General features: G+C 68.4%; 11 protein-coding genes and 1 pseudogene. 4 read left to right on the plus strand and 8 right to left on the minus strand.

Annotated elements, in window-relative coordinates; genetic code table 11:
• Positions 1-5: 5 nt before the first annotated feature.
• From gspC to ACJ8AT_RS21075, 5 genes and pseudogenes are all read right to left on the minus strand, one after another.
• Positions 6-932: a type II secretion system protein GspC gene (gspC, locus tag ACJ8AT_RS21055; protein ID WP_407739573.1), complete on the minus strand. Its 927-nt coding sequence runs from the start codon at positions 930-932 to the stop codon at positions 6-8.
• A gap of 187 nt (positions 933-1119) precedes the next feature.
• The gene (locus ACJ8AT_RS21060; protein ID WP_407739574.1) at positions 1120-2541 is read right to left on the minus strand and encodes a sigma-54-dependent transcriptional regulator; all 1422 of its coding nucleotides are present in this window, start codon (positions 2539-2541) and stop codon (positions 1120-1122) included.
• 480 nt (positions 2542-3021) lie between these two features.
• Positions 3022-3768: an Imm52 family immunity protein gene (locus tag ACJ8AT_RS21065; RefSeq protein WP_407739575.1), complete on the minus strand. Its 747-nt coding sequence runs from the start codon at positions 3766-3768 to the stop codon at positions 3022-3024.
• Between the two features lie 9 nt (positions 3769-3777).
• Entirely contained in the window at positions 3778-5385 is a 1608-nt protein-coding gene (locus ACJ8AT_RS21070; RefSeq protein WP_407739576.1) for a Tox-REase-5 domain-containing protein, read from the minus strand.
• 228 nt (positions 5386-5613) lie between these two features.
• Positions 5614-5892 (minus strand): annotated as a pseudogene (locus tag ACJ8AT_RS21075) (response regulator); the annotation flags it as partial.
• Between the two features lie 89 nt (positions 5893-5981).
• Between ACJ8AT_RS21075 and ACJ8AT_RS21080 the strand changes: the two are divergent.
• The 3 genes from ACJ8AT_RS21080 (at position 5982) to ACJ8AT_RS21090 (ending at position 10566) form a co-directional block, all read left to right on the plus strand.
• Positions 5982-8123, plus strand: a complete 2142-nt coding sequence (locus tag ACJ8AT_RS21080; protein WP_407739577.1) for a hypothetical protein — start codon at positions 5982-5984, stop codon at positions 8121-8123.
• Positions 8124-8329: 206 nt separating this feature from the next.
• Positions 8330-9469: an FIST signal transduction protein gene (locus ACJ8AT_RS21085; RefSeq protein ID WP_407739578.1), complete on the plus strand. Its 1140-nt coding sequence runs from the start codon at positions 8330-8332 to the stop codon at positions 9467-9469.
• 38 nt (positions 9470-9507) lie between these two features.
• Positions 9508-10566: an ATP-binding protein gene (locus tag ACJ8AT_RS21090; RefSeq protein WP_407739579.1), complete on the plus strand. Its 1059-nt coding sequence runs from the start codon at positions 9508-9510 to the stop codon at positions 10564-10566.
• A gap of 51 nt (positions 10567-10617) precedes the next feature.
• On the opposite strand, the gene ACJ8AT_RS21095 is transcribed toward ACJ8AT_RS21090, so the two are convergent.
• The 3 genes from ACJ8AT_RS21095 to ACJ8AT_RS21105 form a co-directional block, all read right to left on the minus strand.
• Positions 10618-13764 carry an efflux RND transporter permease subunit gene (locus tag ACJ8AT_RS21095; RefSeq protein ID WP_407739580.1) on the minus strand — a complete coding sequence of 1049 codons (3147 nt, stop codon included), beginning with the start codon at positions 13762-13764 and terminating at the stop codon, positions 10618-10620.
• 74 nt (positions 13765-13838) lie between these two features.
• A complete protein-coding gene (locus tag ACJ8AT_RS21100) occupies positions 13839-14969 on the minus strand; it encodes an efflux RND transporter periplasmic adaptor subunit (protein WP_407739587.1) in 1131 nt (376 codons plus the stop codon).
• 26 nt (positions 14970-14995) lie between these two features.
• Positions 14996-16405: a TolC family protein gene (locus tag ACJ8AT_RS21105; protein WP_407739581.1), complete on the minus strand. Its 1410-nt coding sequence runs from the start codon at positions 16403-16405 to the stop codon at positions 14996-14998.
• A 157-nt stretch (positions 16406-16562) separates the two neighbouring features.
• Here ACJ8AT_RS21105 and ACJ8AT_RS21110 point away from each other — a divergent pair.
• Positions 16563-16967 (plus strand): MarR family winged helix-turn-helix transcriptional regulator (locus ACJ8AT_RS21110; protein ID WP_407739582.1); only part of this gene is annotated, 405 nt, incomplete at its 3' end.

Here is a 16967-nt window from a genome sequence, read left to right on the forward strand (position 1 = left end):
GGGGGTTAACGGACGTTGTACGTCTTGCGGATCGGCGCTCCGTTGCGCTCGATCTCGATCTCGATACGAGAGGCTTCCTTCAGCTTGGAGTAGACCTCGAGCGCCTTCTCCGGGCTGTTCAGGTCGAAGCCGTTGATGCGGCGGATCACGTCGCCGTTCTGCACGCCGATCTTCGAGTAGATCGAATCCGGGCGGATGGAGAAGAGCTTGAAGCCCTGGGCCTGCCCGTCCTTGAAGGCCGGGACGATGCGCGCCTGCATGGCCACCTCGTTGAGGTTGGCCAGCGTCTTGTCGATCTCACCGCGCGGCACCTCGTACTCGTTCTCGCTGGTGGCGCGGATGCCCGAGCCCAGGCCGCTGTTGGGAGCGGTGGCGGCGGCCACGGGCGGCGGCGGCGTGAAGGCGGGCGTGGGCGCGCTGCCGTCTCCCGGCTGGTTGTCGATGAACTCCTTGCGGCCGTTGTTGATGATGATGACGCGCTCGCGCTGGATGTCGATGATCTGGGCGCCCTGGATCTGGTCGCTGACCATGTACGTCTGCGAGCGCTGAGTGCCCATGTCCAGGACGGAGGCGAAGGACCAGTACTTGTCCGCGGCCACCAGCGTGCCGAGCAGCTTCACGCGCAGGCCGCTCTTGACGGGCTCGGCGTTGTCGTCCGCCGCCTTGGCGGCCACGGTGGGCTCCTGCACCGTGGGCTCGGGCTCGGGGATCTTGATGCCCGTCAGCTTGGACAGGCGCTCCATCTCCAGCGAGGCCAGCTTCTCCGTCTCCTGGGCTCGCTGGGGGGAGCGCGCCGCCGGCTCCGTGCTGGGCCCCGGCGCGATGGCGGACTCCACGAACAGGTTCCCCGTGCGCGCCACCATCCAGGCGACGAGCAGGATGAACACGAGGTTCACGGTCCAGAAGTACTTGCGGAAGAAGAGTTCCATCATGCGTCCCAGGGGGCTACTCGGGGTTGAGCAAGCGAAGTGCCACCCAAAGGGCGGCGGGCAATCTGTGCCCTACGGCCAAGTGCGCGAAATTATTCCGGGTAGGAACTGCACTCGGGGCGGGCGGGCATGGGGTTTTGGGGGCTCGGACAATTTGTCAAAGCAGGGCGGGGGCGCATGTGACGGGCTGTCAGTCGGCCGATGAGGAGGGCTCCCCCTGCTCGGGCTCGGTGGGCTCTCGCTCGGCGGGGGAGCCGGAGGCCTCGCGCTCCAGCTTGCGGTAGATGGTGCGCGCGGCGATCCCGAGCAGGCGGGCGGCCAGCGTCTTGTCGCCCTTGGTGTGGCGCAGGGTCTCGTGAATGACGCGGCGCTCGATCTCCTCCATGGGTGTGCCAATGGGGATGACGAGCTGACCGGCTGAGCCCAGCGGGCCCTTGCGCACGCTCTCGGGCAGATCACTGGCCTCCAGCACCTCGCCTCGGGCGAGGACCACGGCGCGCTCGACGGCGTGCTCGAGCTCCCGCACGTTTCCCGGCCAGGCGTAGTTCTCGAGGATCCGCAGGGCCTCCTCGGAGAAGCCGCGCAGCGTCTTGCCGTTCTTGGCGGCGAAGCGGCGCAGGAAGGCGTCGGCCAGCAGGGGGATGTCCTCTCGGCGCGAGGCGAGCGCGGGGACGCGGATCTCCACCACATTGAGGCGGTAATAGAGATCCTCCCGGAAGCGGCCCTCGGCGACCTCCTTCTGGAGATCCTTGTTGGTGGCGGCCACCAGGCGCACGTCCACCTTCACCGTCTGGGTGCCGCCCAGCCGTTCGATCTCTCCCTCCTGGAGCACGCGCAGCAGCTTCACCTGGGCGGACAGCGGCATCTCGCCCACTTCATCGAGGAAGAGGGTGCCCCCGTGAGCGCGCTCGAAGCGGCCCTCGCGGCGGGCCACGGCCCCGGTGTAGGCCCCGCGCTCCACGCCGAAGAGCTCGGCCTCGAGGATGCTCTCGGGGATGGCGGCGCAGTTGACGGCGATGAAGGGGCCCTTGGCGCGGGTGGAGTGCTCGTGGAGGGCGCGGGCGGCGAGCTCCTTGCCGGTGCCGGACTCGCCGATCAGGAGCACGGTGGCGGTGGAGGGCGCGGCCTGGCGGAGCGTGTCCATCATGGCGCGGAAGGCGGGAGACTGGCCCACCATGGCCTTGCCGCCGGAGGCGCCGATCTCGGCCAGCTTGGCCTTGAGGGACTTGTTCTCGGCGACGAGGGCCTGCTTCTCCAGCGCCTTCTCCACGGCCTTGACGAGGGCGTGGCGCTTGAGCGGCTTGGTGATGAAGTCGTAGGCGCCGTCCTTCATGGCGGCCACGGCGGTCTCCACCGTGGCGTAGGCGGTCATCAGGACGACCTCGACGTCCGGGCGGATGGTGCGAGCGGCCTTGAGCAGCTCCTGGCCGTCCATGCCGGGCATCATCAGATCGGTGACCATGACGCTGACCTCGGGCTTGCGCAGCAGGTCGAGCGCTTCGGTGCCATTGGAGGCGGAGAGGGTGGCGAGTCCCTCGCGCTGGAAGATACGGGCGACGGAGTCGAGGTTGGCGCGGTCGTCATCGACGACCAGAACCGTGGCGGTGGTCATGGGTGCAGGGCCTCAATAGCACGGTCCTGCAATCCGCATTCCTGGATCTGGACATGGGAGGCTTGGTGCGTATGCTCGCACACTTTGTCGGCGTGGGACGCCGGGACAGGTGATCGATGGTCAAGCTGCGGTGGCTTCAGATCAACAAGTTCCGCTCGGTGAAGCCTGGGACGCGGTTGGTCGCTGTATCAAAACACGCGAGAAGCCATGCGTCTCTGCGACGAGCAAGGCTGCAAGCAGTGTCGACCGAGACTCGAGGCGTGGGCTCAGGACCGTGCCAGCCTCGATGAGGTTCAGCAGCCCAAGGGAGTGCTTTGTCTGCGCGACAGATACAACGCACATCTGGCATCTTCGGGCTTTCCCGCAGACGAAGCCTTTGCGGCTGGGGCCTCGTTCACACAAACGGTGATGAGGCTGCTTGAATGCTCGGGGCTGACATCTGCATTGGCGCGAACCTACGCAGCACCTTGATGAGCATGTCTATTGTGGCGTGGGCTGCACAGGTCTCGCTGTGAGCAGCCCCGCGCGATCCAGTAGCTCGCGGACTCGCTCGGCCAGGGCAATGTGTTCAGGGTTGAATGCGGAGAAGAACTCGGGAGTCACGATGACCAACGTGCCCAGTTCCTCCACGGGCTCAATGCGCACGGGCGCGGGCAGCGGGGGCACGCGACCCAGACGGCGTGAGATATAAGTTATCCACCCCACCCGCCAGTCCCGTTCATCACCCTTCTTCGCCATGACATCCTGGAGCGCATACGAGGTGGATATTCCCCAGTCCGGATCCCACGCGGCGGCGATTGCCCTCAGCGCTGCGACTTGGATCGGCATCGTCAAGACCCGCTCCGAACCGGGCCCCTCATCCGGAGCCTCCAAAATACAATTGTTGCCCACCCACTCTGAATAGCCTCCACATGAGGTCCGCAGCCAGGCGTCGTTGCCCCCCTGACGCCCGTTCCACAGCCAGACACTGAAGCCCAAGTCTTCCATGGGCTGGCGCCGAGTGTCGCGCATGATGCAGCGCTGGACGTGCTTTGTGAGGGCGGAGAGTTCGAGTTCCAGTGGGCGTTTGAGGGACTCCTTGAGCGACTTCGCGCTCTTGAACCAGTTGGCGAAGAGAGGATCCATCGGCGCTAGCAACTGGACCAAAGCCGCGAGGCGGCGAGCGCATTCCTCGGCCGATTCCTTACGAGCGCCCCAGTAGGCCCCGATGTAACGCGGATCCTCCATGAAGTTTTTCTACTGCAACGCTGGAGTGTGAACAACCTCGATCCCCGAGATCTTCTCTCCCTCCAGCAACTTCCGGATGGCGTCCGCAGCCTTCTTCTCCGCCACATGCCACCGGATGGGTACGCCCGGCGCCGCCTTGAGTTGGCGTCTCGCTTGCGCGACGAGTTGCTTGGCTCCTGATTCCTTGAACCACGGTTTGGGCTTGAGGCCGTCGGTGAACTTGTTGGCGTAACCGGGCCCCTTGGCGTCCAGCAGCGTTCCGTCCTTGAAGCCATCCAGCTTCACCCCACCACTCTTCATGTCCTTGCCGCCTACCCAATACGCCTCACTGGAGGAGTGGCCGGTGATCTGTTCCTGGTAACGCGCCGAGCGCTTGCTCATGGACTCCTTGGCCGGTCCCCACTCGCCAGGGCCTTCCGGTGCCGAGGGTTGCCCTCTGGCCGCATCACCGGCGCGCTGGAGGATGATGGCGGCTCCGGGCCCGCCGCTCAGCGCCGTCACCACGCGCCCGGCGGGCACCATCACCCGCTCCACCACCAGCGCTCCCTCCGCCGTGAGCGTCAGCGCGGGCACGGAGATGGACTCCAGCCCACGGCCCATCGTCCCCATCGTGCGGGTGGTGCTCCCCGCAGCTCCGTAGGTGGACAGCAGCGTGGTGCCCAACTTCGACAGCGCCCGGATCTGCTCTCCGCGCGTCATCAGCCGGAAGCGCTCCAGGTACTCCGGCGAGTTCTCCAGGAGAGTGGCCAGCGCGGTGGGCAGGTGCTTCAAGTCCTCGGCACTCTGCACGGGGTGGCTCACCAGCTTGCCGATGGCTAGCGCCAGCTCCATGTAGGAAGCCTCGGCTCCGTCCAGTACGCGGCTGATGACGTCCGCGTCGTCGTACACCTCGGCCAGCACGCCGGAGGCTTTGTTGTCCCGTAGCTGCTCATCCACCGCGAAGAAGGCCATGCCATTGCGGCCCGAGTAGAAGTGCCCCACCTCGAAGGCGTGAGCCCGGAAGGCGCCGTCCTTCCACTCCACCTCGGCCACGTGCTGCTGCGTCTGCCCGGTGAGCGCCCACGCCAGGTAGCCGTCGGGCCGCAGCACCGCCAGCCCCCGGAAGCGCTGCACCCGCTGGAGCAGCACCTCCCGGGGCAGTTCCTCCTCCCCCTCCATGGCTTCGCGCAGCAGGTAGGAAGCTACGAGCCGAGGAGCGAACTGGGCCAGGGGGACGGGCTTGTCCAGCAGCTCGTCATACAGCGCCGCCGCGTCCTCGGGGGTGAGGGGCGCCTCGGGCGAGGGCAGCGCCTCGGGGTTGTCCAGCCCGGCCAGCACCAGCACCGCCTCGAAGGCGTCCAGTTGCCGGATGCCGCCCAACACCGAGCGCGTCACCATCCCCGCAGGGCCACTGCCCTCCCCGAGAGCCTGCTGAGGCTGCGACTGCGCCTGCTTCCGAGCCGCCGCTGTATCCGGTGCGTCCTGGGGAGTGGCGGGGCGGTAGCGCAGGTTCTCGAACTCCACCCTCGCGCCCAGGGGAATGTCCGCTCTGCCCGTGGCGCAGCCCGCCAGCAATCCCCAAAGCATCAGCACCGGCCAGCGCGCAGCGGCGCGGCGGTGGAGCAGGTTTGCACGCATGGGTCCTCCCCCTCCGCGCGCCAGAACAGGCGCGGAGTCAGGGAGCAGTAGAATTCGGTGCCGGAGGGAAGACCACGCCCTCCAAGGTCATGCTGTGAGGGCCTCCCGCCTCCCACAACTTGAGGGTGTAGGCGCCCTGGATTTCTCCATGCGGTGCGTCGGCTTCCACCACGATGCCCTGCCAGCACCCCCAGCGTGACAGGTGCGGCGTGCCAAAGCGGGAGCACAGGCTGCTCCCGATCGTCGTACCGTGGCGTAGGCGGTCATCAGGACGACCTCGACGTCCGGGCGGATGGTGCGAGCGGCCTTGAGCAGCTCCTGGCCGTCCATGCCAGGCATCATCAGATCGGTGACCATGACGCTGACCTCGGGCTTGCGCAGCAGGTCGAGCGCTTCGGTGCCATTGGAGGCGGAGAGGGTGGCGAGTCCCTCGCGCTGGAAGATACGGGCGACGGAGTCGAGGTTGGCGCGGTCGTCATCGACGACCAGAACCGTGGCGGTGGTCATGTGGCCGCTCGGAGGCGGCTCGGGTCAGAGGAGAGCGGCACGAACCCGCATTGGTGTAGGGTGTGCCGTCCCCCGTCTTGGAGCTGCTCATGCGTACACTGCTGCCCATTCTCTGCTTGTGTCTCATCACTGCCTGCCAGTGTGGAGATCCTGACGGGAACGTCGGCGATGACGGTGGAGACGACCACCCGCAGCAGGACGGTGGGCAGACAGACGGTGGGCAGACAGGAGACGACGGCGGCACCACCCAAGCCTGCATCCCGGGGGCCCAGTCCCTCCAGGTGGGGCCGGACGGCCAGACCGTCACCGTTACCTCGAGCGGGCCAACGACGGTCTCCTTCACCGCGACGGCGGCCCTGTCTGGCGGAGGCAGCCTGGAGGCCACCCGGCGCGTCACGTGGTCCGTCACCCGGAGCGACGACTCCCCCGCGGGCACCATCTCTGCGGACGGAGTCTACACCCCCGCGCCGGGCGTGGGCGGTGTCGTCACCTTGAGCGCCACCGACGGGTGCGTGAGCGGGTCTGCGAGCCTCACCCTCAAGCTCTCCGCCACCGTGGGCAGCCCGCCCCAGAGCACCGTCGACCGCTTCAACGGCACGGTGGACACCACCACCTCGGCCAAGCTGCCGCGCGTGGTGTACCCGCACAACCAAACGCGCTTCCCGCGCAACATCTACAAGGTGCTCTTCCAGTGGCAGAAGGGAGGCAACGAGTCCTTCCGTCTCACCTTCGAGGGGCCGTACTCGACGACCACCATCTACACCGACGGCGCTCACCCGGACTGCGCCAACACCACCACGGCGGCCTGCTGGGAGGCGGACGCGAATGCGTGGCTCGCCATCGCGGGCTCCAACGCGGGCGCCACCACGCGCCTCACCGTGGACGGCGTGAGCGCCAGTGATACCCACGTGTACCGGGCGCCCCCCATCGATCTCAGCTTCTCCAAGCGGGACGTGCGCGGGGCCATCTTCTACTGGTCCACCACGGCCGCGGGTGTGCGCAGGGCCTCCGTGTCCGACAACGCGCCCGAGGCGTACGTCGTGGCCAAGCCCGTCCCCACGACGCTGCCCAACTCCGCTGTGGTCAAGTGCGTGGCCTGCCATACCGTCAGCCGCAGCGGCAAGAAGCTGTTCGGCGGGACGCAGACCAGCTCCGCCACGGGAGAGTTCGTCTATGACGTCGCGCTCCAGCCGCCGCCCACCCCTGTCATCACCACGCAGATCTCCACCGCCAACAAGGGCTTCGGCACCTTCTCGCCGGACGACAAGCGCGTGGTGGCGACGGTGGGCACCAAGCTCGCCGAGTTCGACTCCAGCACTGGCGCGAAGATCGCGGACCTCCCCATCGCCGCGGGGACCAACCCGGATTGGTCACCTACCGGGACGGAGTTGGTGTACTCGAACGTGGGCGGCGACTCGCCTGGGAACGCCGCGCTGGGGGTGGTGGCCCACGCCGCCACGGGCGCCTGGGGGTCTACGCGCGTGCTGGTGCCCGCCGGCGGCCTGAGCAACCTGTTCCCCAGCTACGCTCCTGATGGGCAGGCCGTGGTGTATGCGCGCGGCAAGGGCGGCCATGGGGACAAGACGCTCCAGCTCTTCCTCACCAAGGCGGATGGGACGGGCCAGCCCGTGGAGCTGCTCACCGCCAACCGGGCCGTGAACAACTGCCTCGGCGTGACGTGTGATGCGCGTGGCCTCACCAATGGGCAGTACGAGAACAACATGCCCACCTGGGCGCCGCCTGGGGACACGGACTGGGTGGCCTTCAACAGCCTGCGCCCCTACGGCGTCGTCTACCCCTCTGGCGGCACCCAGCAGATCTGGGTGGCGGCCATTGATCGCTCGAAGCTGGGCCAAACCTACCCGGACGGCGGCGTCGTGGATCCGAGCTACCCCGCCTTCCGCTTCGCCTTCCAGGATCTGAACGAGAACAACCACCGCGCCTTCTGGACGCTCGACGTTCGCGTCCCCGAGCCTACGGACGGGGGGGCGTGCACGCCCTCCGGCGCCGAGTGCGGCCCCAACACCACTTGCTGCCAGGGGCTCCAGTGCCAGCCGGCCTCGGAGCTGACGTACTTCTGCCAGGCGCCGAGCTCCAACCCAGACGCGGGCGCCTGCCTGTCGGACGGCACCACCTGTGATCAGTCCACGGGTGCGGCTTGCTGCTCGGGGTTGGTGTGCGACGTGGCGCCCTCGGGCAACGGCACCACCTGCCACGTCATCCTCAACTGAGGTCAGGCGGGCCGAGGAGCAGGCCACGTCCGAGCGCTCGGGTATCAGCGGTGGATCTGATACCTGAGTGCTCGCTCTCGTAGCGCCTTGCGTTGGAATCGTGTTCACTCTCAGTGCCGATGTGGACGCACTCGCATCTCCGCCTTTCTGCTCAGGAGGTTGCTCGCTAACATCTCCCTTGCTCCGCGCCTCACCGAGGGAGCTGCATGAAGGTCGACCAGAAGGCATGGACCGCCGCGAGCGGGTGGCGCGAGATCGTGGCGCAAGGCGTGGGCTCGGGCGCACAGCTGGTGCTGCTGTTTGGCGCGAGAGCGCAGCTGCGGGAACCCGCGGCCTTCCAGCAGGTCCGCGGCTGGTACCCGGCCGCCACCATCGTGGGCTGCTCCACGGCGGGCGAGATCTGCGGCACCGAGGTGCGGGACCACTCCCTGGTGGCCACGGCGATCCAGTTCGAGCACACCCACGTCCAGCTGGCCCGGGCTCATGTCGACGCCATGGAGCAGAGCCAGGCCGCGGGGGAGGCGCTGGCCCGATCCCTCCATCGGCCCGGGCTCTCCCATGTATTGGTCCTGTCCGATGGGTTGAACGTCAACGGCACCGAGCTCGTGCGCGGCTTGCGAGCCAACCTGCCCGCGTCGGTGGCGGTGACGGGCGGGCTCGCGGGCGACGGCCCGGACTTCCTGCACACCGTGGTCTGCTGCAATGACGTGCCCACTGAGGGCCAGCTCCTCGCCGTGGGCCTCTATGGCGAGCGGCTGCGCATCGGATATGGGTCGCTCGGGGGATGGGACCCCTTCGGCCCGGAGCGCCTGATCACCCGCTCCGAGCGCAACATCCTCTATGAGCTCGACGGCCGCTCGGCGCTGGAGCTCTACAAGCAATACCTGGGAGAGCACGCCGCGGGGCTGCCCGCCACGGCGCTGCGCTTCCCCCTGGCCCTCCGCGGCGAGCATGAGGGCTACAGCGTGGTGCGCACCGTGCTCGGGATCGACGAGAAGAACCAGAGCATGATCTTCGCGGGCGACATGCCGAAGGGCACCTACGCTCGCCTGATGAAGGCTAACTTCGATCGCCTCGTCGATGGGGCCGCGGGCGCGGCGCGCACCGGGCTCGAGCGGCTGGGCGACTTCTCACCCGAGCTGGCGCTGCTGATCAGCTGCGTGGGGCGCAAGCTGGTGCTCAAGCAGCGCGTGGAGGAAGAAGTCGAGAGCGTGCGAGAGGTGCTCGGAGCGCGGCCGGTGCTGGCCGGCTTCTACTCGTATGGAGAGATCTGCCCGCACGGCGCCGTCACCCAGTGCGAGCTCCACAACCAGACCATGACCATCACGGCCTTCTCCGAATCGTGACCTACCACAAGCTCCTCGCGAGACAGATTCGGCGCTTCTTGGGTGAGGGAGCGCTTCCACCGGAGCTGAGGCCCTTCCTCGAAGCGGTGAGCGACGCCTACCAGGCCGCGGATGAGGATCGGCGCTTGATCGAGCGCTCCCTGGAGCTGATGTCCCGCGAGCTGACGGAGCGCAATGATCAGCTGCGCATCGAGCTGGCGGACCGGGAGCAGATCGAAGAGGCGCTCCTCAACGAGAAGGCGGAGCAGGCGGCGCTGTTCCGGAAGCTTGAGGCCACGCACAGCCAGCTCCTGCAGTCGGAGAAGATGGCCTCGCTGGGCCAGCTCGCCGCCGGGCTGGCCCACGAGATCAACAATCCCGTCGGGTTCGTGAACAGCAACCTGGGCGCGCTGCGCGAGTATGTGATGGAGCTGCTGAAGGTCATCTCCGCCTTCGAGAAGGAGGAGGCTCGGCTCGATGCGGCCGCGCGGGTCCGCATCATCGCCGTCAAGGAGCAGGTGGATCTGGCGCTCGTGAGCGAAGACGCCGTGTCACTGCTCGACGAGTCAATGGACGGGCTTCGGCGGGTGCGCCAGATCATCCGGGACCTGACGGACTTCTCGCATGCGGACGACGCGCAATGGCAGCAGGTGGATCTGCGCAAGGGGCTCGAGAGCACGCTCAACATCGTGCACAACGAGGTCCGCTATGTGGCGGATGTGATCAGGGAGTACGGCGACCTCCCCGAGGTGCAGTGCCTGCCGTCGCAGATCAACCAGGTGTTCCTGAACATGCTCGTCAACGCCGCTCAGGCCATCAAGGGCCACCGCGGCACCATCACGGTGCGCACCGGCAGCCAGGATGGTGAGCACGTGTTCGTCGAGATCGCCGACACGGGGCAGGGGATTGCGCCCGAGAACCTGAAGCGCATCTTCGACCCGTTCTTCACCACCAAGCCGGTGGGCAAGGGAACGGGCCTGGGGCTGGCGCTCTCGTACGGCATCGTCTCCAGGCACCACGGGCGCATCGAGGTGCGCAGCCAGCTCGGAGAGGGCACCACGTTCCGGATCGTCCTGCCGGTGAAGCAGGCAGAGCAGCCGGACCTCGCGCCCGCGTGAAGGCCGTGCCGGCTCAGGAAGCCGGTACGGCCCAGCGGCCCACGGCCCGCGTCAGTGCGAGGGCGCGGGAGCGACCGCCTCCTCATCGTCCGCGCCAGCGCGCTTGGCATCGCCGCGCAGCTTCTGCACCAGGACGTACAGGCTGGGGATGAAGATGAGGTTGACGGCGGTGGACACGAACATGCCGCCGAAGATGGCCGTGCCCAGCGAGTTGCGCGCGGCGGAGCCCGCGCCCGTGGCCAGCATCAGCGGCACCACGCCCAGGAGGAAGGCGATGGAGGTCATCAGGATGGGCCGCAGCCGCACCTCGGCCGCGGAGATGGCCGCCTCCATGGCGCTCTTGCCCTGCTCGCGCAGCTGCTCGGCGAACTCGACGATCAGGATGGCGTTCTTGCTGGCCAGACCCACCAGCATCACCAGCCCCACCTGGCAGAACACGTCGTTGGCCAGCCCGCGTGCCAGCTGGAGCCCCAGCGCGCCCAGGATGGCCAGCGGCACCGAGAGGATCACCACGAAGGGCAGGCTGAAGCTCTCGTACTGGGCCGCGAGCACCAGGAACACGAAGACCAGACCCATGGCGAAGATGATGAGCGTCTGCCCACCGCTCTCCTTCTGCTCGAGGCTGATGCCCGTCCACTCGGTGCTCATGCCCGGAGGCAGCTGCTGGGCCGCCATCGCCTCCATGGCATCCAGCGCCTGGCCGGACGACACGCCCGGAGCGCCCTGGCCGTTGATCTCGGCGGCGCGGAAGAGGTTGTAGTGGCGGATGATCGACGCGGAGGTGGTGGGGGCCACCTTCACCAGGGACTCCAGCGGGATCATATCCCCGCCGTCGCTGCGCACGTAGAAGGCGCTGATGTCCGACGGGCTGTCCCGGAACTGCTGGTCCGCCTGCAGGTACACGCGATAGGTGCGGCTGGCGTAGTTGAAGTCGTTGACGTACTGGCTGCCCATGTAGAGCTGCAGGGTGCTGAAGATCTGCTCGATGGGGACGCCCAGCGCCTTGGCCTTCTGGCGATCCACCTCCACGTCCAGCAGCGGGGTGTCCGCGGTGAAGGAGCTGAAGACGCCGCGCAGGGTGCCTTCCTCGTTGCCCTTGGCCACCAGGTTGCCGACGGAGGCGCCCAGGTTGTCCAGCGAGCCGCTGCCCGAGGTGTCCTCGACCATGAACTGGAAGCCGCCCACCTGGCCCACGCCGCGGATGGCGGGAGGCTGGAAGGGCAGCACCCGCGCCTCGCCGATGCTGTTGAGCGGGCCACGCAGCCGCTCCACCATGCCGGCCACCGAGTGCTCGCGGCCCTCGCGCTCCTCCCAGGGCTTGAGCACCGCGAAGGCGGTGGCGATGTTGGGGCCGGCGCCGCTGAAGGAGAAGCCGCCGATGACGAACATGCCTGTCACCTCGGGCTGGGCCTTCAGCAGGTTCTCGACCTTGACCAGCACCTTCTGCGTCTGCGCCAGCGACATGCCCTCGGGGCCCTGGATGGAGATGATGACGTAGCCCTGGTCCTCGTCCGGGATGAAGCCGGTGGGCACCGTGCGGAACAGCGCCACCGTGCCGCCCACGCAGGCCAGGAAGGCCAGCAGCACCAGCACCGGGTGCTTCAGCAGGCCGCCCAACATCCGGCCGTAGGTCCGCCGCGTCCAATCCAGCACCTGATCGATCTTCTGGAAGAGGATCCACTTCGGCCCGTGCCCGTGGCGCAGCAGCTTGGCGCTCAGGGCCGGCGTCAGCGTGAGGGCGCAGAAGGTGGACAGCGCCACCGAGGCGGCGATCGTCAGCGCGAACTGACGGTAGATGGCGCCCGTGGTGCCCGGGAAGAGGGCCACCGGGACGAACACCGCCACCAGCACGATGGAGATGGCCACCACCGCGCCGGACACCTCCTTCATGCCCTCGCGGGCGGCCTGCCGCGCGCTGAGCCCTCGCTCGGACATCAAGCGCTCGATGTTCTCGATCACCACGATGGCGTCATCCACCACCAGGCCCGTGGCCAGCGTCAGGCCGAACAGGGTGAGCGTGTTGATGGAGAAGTTGAACAGCTTCACGAAGGCGAAGGTGCCCACCAGCGATACGGGCAGGGTGAGCGCCGTGATCAGCACGCTGCGCCACCCGTGCAGGAACAGGAAGATGACGAGGATCACCAGCGCGATGGCCTCCGCCAGCGTGTTGACCACCTCGTGGATGGAGGCGCGCACCGCCAGCGTGGTGTCCGTGCCCGGCTTGTACTCCATGCCCGTCGGGAACTGCTTGGACAGGCGCTCCATCTCGCGCGTCACCGCGTCGCGCACGTCCAGCGCGTTGGCGGTGGGGAGCTGGAAGATGCCCAGGCCCACGCCCTCCTTCCCGTTGAAGCGCATGAGCTGGCCGTAGTTCTCCGCGCCCAGCTCCGCGTGGCCCACGTCCTTCACTCGCACCAGCCGCCCGTCGTTGGTGCGCTGCAGGACGATGTCATCGAACTCGGCGGGCTCGAGGAGCCGGCCGTGCGCGCGCACCGCGAGCTGATAGGGCTGGTTCTCCGCGGAGGGAGACTGGCCCACCTGGCCCGCCGCCACCTGGAGGTTCTGCTCCTGGAGCGCGCGCACCACGTCCTGCGGGGTGAGCTTGCGGCGCGCCAGCTCCGTGGGATCCAGCCACAGGCGCATGGAGAACTTGCGCTCGCCGAAGATGCGCACCTCGCCCACGCCGCGCACGCGCTTGATGGCGTCCTTCAGGTTCACGTCCGCGTAGTTGCTGAGGAACTGCGAGTCGTAGGTGCCGTCGGGGCTGTAGAGGCCGAAGCTCATCAGCAGCTGGCTGGAGGCCTTGTTGACGACGATGCCCGTCTGGTTCACCTGCGAGGGCAGGCGCGCGGAGGCGCGGCTGACGCGGTTCTGCACGTCCACCGCGGCCACCTCGAGATCTCGCGTGGGCTCGAAGGTGATGGTGATGGTGCTCGTGCCGTCGTTGGCGCTGGTGGAGGAGATGTAGCGCATGCCCTCCACGCCGTTGAGCTCCTGCTCCAGCGGGATGGTGACGGCGGTCTCCACCACGTCGGCGCTCGCGCCCACGTAGGTGCTGGTGACGGTCACCTGGGGCGGCGCCAGATCCGGGTACTGCGAGATGGGCAGCGTCGGGATGGCCAGCACGCCCACCAGGGTGAGCAGGATGGAGCAGACGGCCGCGAAGATGGGCCTGCGAATGAAGAAGTCGACGAACACGGTGCTTACGCCCTCGTTCTCTTTGCTGTGATCAGGCGGCCCTCACCGAGAGCCGCCCGAGGGATGGGCCCGAGCTAGCGGGCGCCCCCGGCCGAACCACCACCCTCGGTGCCCGGCGCTGACTCGGCCACGGGTGTTGCGGCGGCGCCCTTGACCTTCACCGGGGCGCCGTCGCGCAGCGACTGGAGCTGGGAGACCGCCACGCGATCTCCCTCGTGCAGGCCGTTCTCCACCACGTACGACGTCTCCCCGAGCACGCCTAGGGTGATGGGGCGCCGCTGCACCAGCGTCTTCCCGTCCTTGTCCGTCACCACGAAGGCAAACGGCTGGCCGCTCTGGCGCGTCACCGCGAGCGCGGGGATCTGCAGGGCGCGGCGGGTGGAGTAGACCAGGCGCGCGCGCACCAGCTCGTTGGGGCGCAGGCCCACGGTGTTGCGGAAGGCGGCCTTGAGCTCCACCAGCTGGGTGCGCGGGTCCGCCTGCGGGGCCACGAAGAAGACAGGGCTGGTGAGCAGCACCTTGCCCTGTGAGTCCAGGATCTCCAGCGGCGAGTTCGGCTGCAGCGAGCGGGCGCGCGACGAGGGCACCGACACGCTCACCTCGAGCACGTCCGCCTGGGCCACGCTGGTCAGCGGCGTGGTGGCGCCCACGTAGTCGCCCACGCGCACCAGCACGTCACCCATGGTGCCGGCGAAGGGCGCGCGCACCACGTAGTACTGCAACTGCACCTCGCGCTGGGACACCTGCGCGGAGGCGGCGCGCGTGGCGGCCTCGGAGGTCTGCGCCTGCGAGCGGGCGCGCTCCAGCTCCTGCGCGCTCACCAGGCCTTCCTTGTAGAGCGCCTCGGTGCGCTCCAGGGTCTGCCTGGCCAGCTCGAGCGAGGACTGCGCGGAGCTGCGCTGGGCCTGGGCGCTCTCGAGCGCCGCGGTCTCCTGGCGTCCGTCCACCTCGAGCAGCGGGGCCCCGGCCTCCACCTTCTGGCCCGGCGTCACGTGGATGCGGCGCACGTAGCCCACCACCTGCGGCAGCACGTTGACGCTCTGCCGGGAGATCAGCGTGCCCAGGTACTCGCCCGTGTCGCGCGTCTCGCTGGGAGCAATCGTTACCGTTTCCACCTCGCGGGGAGGAGGAGGAGCCTTCGCGGGCGGCTGGCCTCCGCAGCCCACCATGCCCACCACCAGAGCCAATCCCCACCACTGCTTCATCCGCGCCTCCAGGGGGCGCACCCGCTTCACCAGTCGCACCGGGCCTCCGTCAAGAATGCATCCAGGCGAGCCTGGACAAGCTCAAACTCACGCAGCGCCAGGGCCAATTCCGCCTGACGCAAGGCCGCCGCGCTCTGCACCAGCTCCAGGCTACCGCTGCGGCCAATCTCGAATGAACGGCGGGTCAGCTGGTCCGTCTGCTCGGCCAGGGAGCGTCCCGCCTGCGCCGTCTTCACCAACGCCTCGGCCACGCCCACGTCGCGCCGCGTGCGAGCCACCTCCAGCTCCATGTTGCGCCGGGTGAGTTCCAGCGTGTCGGCCGCCTGCCGCTCGATGCCTGCTCGCTCGCGCACCAGGCCTCCGCGCAGCCCGCCCTCCCAGAGGGGCACGGACAGCACCGCGGCGATGTTCCAGGTGGACACCCGCCCCACGGCGGGCTCGGTGGTGTAGGCCAGCGCGCTGCTGGTGATGCCCAGCGTGGGCAGGTAGCCAGCAGAGGCCTGAAGGCGGCTCTCCCGAGCGGACTCGAGCTGGGTGCTCGCGGCCAGCAGATCCGGCCGCTCGCTCAGGGCCTTCAACGGCGCGCAGTCCGCCTGCGTCTGTGCCACCAGCCCCTGGAGATTGAAGCCCGAGGCCACGCCCACCGCCTGATCGAAGCCCAGCGCCAGCCCGAGCGCCTCACGGGCCCGGAGCAGCTGCTCGTCCCCGGAGATCAGCGACTGCCGCGCCACCTCCACGTCCTGCCGGGTGCGCGCCAGATCCAACTGAGTGGCCGCGCCCAGCTCCAGCGTCCGCTGGACGAGCGCAGCGCGCTCGAGGGCCTGGCGCAGCCCCACCCGGTTGAGCTCGGCGGCGCGCTCGGCGGACACCACGGCCACCAACGCGCGTGCGAGCCCCTGGGTGAGCCGGCGCCGCACGTCCTGCAAGTTGGCCTCGGCGCTGTGCTGAGCGGCCTCGGTCGAGGACAGGCCTCGCCAGGCGCTCACGTCCACCACCGCCTGCGTCAGCGACGCGGCCGCGGAGGCCAGCGGCGCCGTGGGCTTGCGCCCGCTCGGGGAGGGAGCGGGCGGCAGCACCGTGCCCGAGGTCGCCAGCACGGAGTTGCTCGAGTTGAGCACGTCATAGCCGACGCCTCCCGCGAAGCGCGCGTTGGGCAGCAGCGCGGCCAGCGCCTGACGCCATCGGCCCTCGGCGCGCTCGACGCCGGCCCGGGCGCTGTCCAGATCCGTGGAGCGCTCCTTCACCAGTGCGAGGGCCTCGTCCCAGGTGGCCACCTGCCGGGCCGAGGGAGGCATCGGGGCCAGCATGGGATCCTCCACCTTGGGTTGGAACTGGGTGGGAGGTGGAACCGGAGCGTTGGGCGCAGCCGGAGCGGGAGTCTCGGCCAGAGCCGTGGTGCTGACGAGCCCGACAAGGAGGGCGATGCGAAGGTGCATACCGTGGGCGAAAGGGGAGGGCACTTCACCGATGGAGCTTGCCGGCGCTCGCCCTGGAGCGTCCGTGTTCATCGGTGCAGTTGACAATAGTTGCAAAGCGCAACCATTAATACGCTCAATGACCCTGGCAGAGCAAGTAGCATCCCTGCGCCGCGCCATGCATCGGCTGCTGACTCGCCGACTGAGCAAGCGGACCGAGCGTCCTTTTACTCAGATGTTGGCGCTCAAAGCGATTGATAGGGGAGAGGTCGGCAGCCAGGCGGCGCTCGCGGAGCGGCTGTTGGTGGATCCTCCCGCCGTGAGCCGGCTGGTGGATCGGCTGGTGGAGGATGGGCTGCTGAAGCGCGGCGCGGGAGAGGATCGCCGCTGCGTGCGCCTGGAGGTGACGGAGGCGGGCCGCAAGGAGGTGGCCGTCTATCACGCCGAGCTGGAGCGGCTGGAGAGCGACGTGCGCAAGCACCTCACGGTGCAGGAGCGGAAGCTGCTCCTGCAGTTGCTGGAGAAGGTGCATGCCGGAGTGCTGCAGACCGGCGACGCCGCCACGGATGAAGAGGAGGGGGAG

This window comes from Hyalangium sp. (genome assembly GCF_045802625.1).
Classification (GTDB): Bacteria; Myxococcota; Myxococcia; order Myxococcales; family Myxococcaceae; genus Hyalangium.

Bases quoted from the DNA above. Each gene is read 5' to 3' on its own strand.
- gspC (WP_407739573.1), bottom strand. From the start codon at position 932: ATGATGGAACTCTTCTTCCGCAAGTACTTCTGGACCGTGAACCTCGTG.
- ACJ8AT_RS21060 (WP_407739574.1), bottom strand. From the start codon at position 2,541: ATGACCACCGCCACGGTTCTGGTCGTCGATGACGACCGCGCCAACCTC.
- ACJ8AT_RS21065 (WP_407739575.1), bottom strand. From the start codon at position 3,768: ATGGAGGATCCGCGTTACATCGGGGCCTACTGGGGCGCTCGTAAGGAA.
- ACJ8AT_RS21070 (WP_407739576.1), bottom strand. From the start codon at position 5,385: ATGCGTGCAAACCTGCTCCACCGCCGCGCCGCTGCGCGCTGGCCGGTG.
- ACJ8AT_RS21080 (WP_407739577.1), top strand. From the start codon at position 5,982: ATGCGTACACTGCTGCCCATTCTCTGCTTGTGTCTCATCACTGCCTGC.
- ACJ8AT_RS21085 (WP_407739578.1), top strand. From the start codon at position 8,330: ATGAAGGTCGACCAGAAGGCATGGACCGCCGCGAGCGGGTGGCGCGAG.
- ACJ8AT_RS21100 (WP_407739587.1), bottom strand. From the start codon at position 14,969: ATGAAGCAGTGGTGGGGATTGGCTCTGGTGGTGGGCATGGTGGGCTGC.
- ACJ8AT_RS21105 (WP_407739581.1), bottom strand. From the start codon at position 16,405: ATGCACCTTCGCATCGCCCTCCTTGTCGGGCTCGTCAGCACCACGGCT.